The following is a 2,981-nucleotide window of genomic DNA, read 5'->3' on the forward strand; positions in this document are numbered from 1 at the left end:
CACTAACTTGCTGGTAAAATACCTGAAAAAAGGAGAATGTCATCATGATGAATTGCCCCCTTTGTGGTCATGCCGCCCATACGCGAAGTTCCCACCAGATTTCAGAAAACACCCGTGAACGTTATAACCAGTGTCAACATTAATTGTGGGGCGACCTTTGTCAGCCATGAAAGCTTAACCCGGTTTATTTCAACACCGGGCAAAATTGACCCCGTTACCCCACATAGCACCGGGCAACAAATGTCACTCGCGGTTTAAAAGGCTACTATGATTTTTTCAAATGAGGATGAAAAAAAGTGGATTTTAATCGAGAAATTAAAAACGATCACCGTGGATGATTTTAATGCCTTTCTTCATCATAAAAACATCACAACAATAAGCCTGTTGCTCAATAGCAAAATTAATTGTGACTTACAAAAAAACCAGCTATTGATGATAAAATMATCAATTTTTGAATTAAAAATGACCTATATAAGATTAAAAAATAACTTATTTTTGTGTTTTTTAGATGTATCTAACTTGTTTTTATTGAAAGCAGTTTTATTTCACTATTGAGCAACAGGCTTTTATAAAGGCTTGAGCGGTATGCGGGGAAACTTGCACGTACCGTTCTTAGGGGGCGGCGTGACAGAGATGTCACGTTGCTACCCGACCAATTCTCACTGCTATGACGTAAGCAACTAAATAACAGTTACATCTGCTTTCTCCACTCCGCTCGCAATGTAGTCAATAAATTTGCCATAGAACCTTTATGAGGCTAATTTTGTGAGCACTATTTTTCATCGCCGTGACTTCTGATTATTGCTTATCCATAGTATAGTGAAGAAAATTTTTCATAAGTGGCTAGATTTTGCTAACAAGCGGACAATCTATTTTAAAACCAATCCATTACACAGCAAAGTGTTCGGGTTTAATTAAAATAGCATTTAGCAAGCAAGTCTTACCGGCAATATTACAACTCAAAAAGTTAAAAAAAACTATGACTAATTCCCAAAACTTCGCTTCCCATACCCCAATGATGCAGCAATATCTACGCCTTAAGGCACAACATGCTGATATTTTGTTATTTTATCGAATGGGTGATTTTTATGAATTATTCTTTGATGATGCTAAAAAAGCAGCCCAATTACTTGATATTTCATTAACTAAGCGTGGGCAATCGGCCGGCCAACCCATTCCGATGGCTGGCATACCTCGTCATGCCGTAGAGAGTTATTTAGCCAAATTAGTTCAGTTAGGTAAGTCGGTTGCTATTTGTGAACAAATCGGTGATCCCGCCACCAGCAAAGGCCCCGTCGAACGTAAAGTTGTTCGCATCGTAACGCCAGGAACCGTTACTGATGAAGCATTACTACAAGAGCGTCAGGACAATCTATTAGCTGCGATTTGGCAAGAAGATAATGGTTATGGCTATGCTACTTTAGATATTACTTCCGGCCGTTTTATTATCAGTGAAATGGCTGATATCAACACCATCAGCGCTGAATTACAACGTACCCGACCGGCAGAACTGCTCTATCCAGAGAATTTTGTCGATGTTGCACTATTTGAAAATAATAAAGGACTACGTCGTCGCCCATTATGGGAGTTCGAATTAGACACCGCTAGACAACAATTGAATCTACAATTTGGTACCCAGGGTCTGATGGGTTTTGGTGTTGAAAAGGCGACATTGGCATTGCGCGCAGCGGGTTGCTTACTGCAATATGTTAAAGATACCCAACGTACAGCATTGCCCCATATCCATAGTATTACCATGGAGCAGCAAAAAGAGACCATTATCCTTGATGCCGCTACGCGTCGTAATCTTGAATTGACACAAAATTTATCAGGTGGTAGCGAGAATACGGTAGCTGCGATACTGGATCAGTGCGTAACGCCGATGGGTAGCCGGATGCTAAAACGTTGGCTACATAGTCCGTTGCGCAATCTAAATAAATTATTCAATCGCCAACAAGCAATAGCCGGACTCCAATCTTATCATTTCGAATTACAACCTTTTCTACGCCAAATTGGTGACTTAGAACGGATACTTGCTCGTTTAGCACTCCGTTCAGCCCGGCCTCGGGATCTGGTTCGCATGCGTCATGCTTTCCAACAATATGCCGATATTCACGCGATATTAGATAAGATTGAATTTCCCTATTTGAAAAACTTGCAGTCACGCATTAGCTCCTTTGCATCACTGCAAACACTATTGGAAGAAGCCATTGTTGACACACCACCAGTGTTAATGCGAGACGGAGGAGTGATCGCAACCGGATATCATAGCGAACTTGATGAATGGCGTGCATTGGCCGATGGTGCCAGTGATTACTTGGAAAAACTTGAATTGCGGGAAAAAGAGAAATTAGGCATTGATAGCCTAAAAGTCGGCTTTAATGCGGTGCATGGCTATTACCTGCAAGTCAGTCGTGGACAAAGTCATCTGGTACCTATCCATTATGTTCGTCGCCAAACCCTAAAAAATGCCGAACGGTATATTATCCCTGAGTTGAAAGAATATGAAGACAAGGTGCTAACTTCTAAAAGTAAAGCATTAGCAATTGAGAAAAAGCTTTATGAAGAACTTTTTGATCTGTTATTACCCCATTTGTCAGCATTGCAAACTAGCGCCGAAGCGTTAGCGGAATTAGATGTACTCAATAATTTGGCAGAGCGCGCCGAGACTTTGGACTATCGCTGCCCAATATTAAATGAGAAACCTGGCATAGAAATTGTTGCTGGACGCCATCCAGTCGTTGAGCAGGTACTTAGTGAGCCATTTATTTCTAATCCATTGCATCTGTCACCACAACGTCGGCTGTTAATTATTACTGGCCCCAATATGGGCGGTAAAAGTACTTATATGCGTCAAGCTGCCTTAATTACACTGCTTGCTTATATAGGTAGCTTTGTGCCAGCCGAAAAAGCGATTATTGGCCCGATTGATCGGATCTTCACTCGGGTTGGTGCGTCGGATGATCTTGCTGCCGGTCGGT

Annotated in this window: 1 protein-coding gene and 1 pseudogene; both read left to right on the top strand. The window is 41.5% G+C overall.

Annotated elements, in window-relative coordinates; all coding sequences use genetic code 11:
- Positions 1-44: 44 nt before the first annotated feature.
- Positions 45-258 (top strand): annotated as a pseudogene (locus CBG25_RS06100) (ogr/Delta-like zinc finger family protein).
- A 721-nt stretch (positions 259-979) separates the two neighbouring features.
- Positions 980-2,981: DNA mismatch repair protein MutS (mutS, locus tag CBG25_RS06105; protein WP_290605325.1), on the top strand; the 2,002-nt coding region annotated here is incomplete at its 3' end.

It is taken from the genome of Arsenophonus sp. ENCA, from assembly GCF_002287155.1.
GTDB classification, from domain to species: domain Bacteria; phylum Pseudomonadota; class Gammaproteobacteria; order Enterobacterales; family Enterobacteriaceae; genus Arsenophonus; species Arsenophonus nilaparvatae.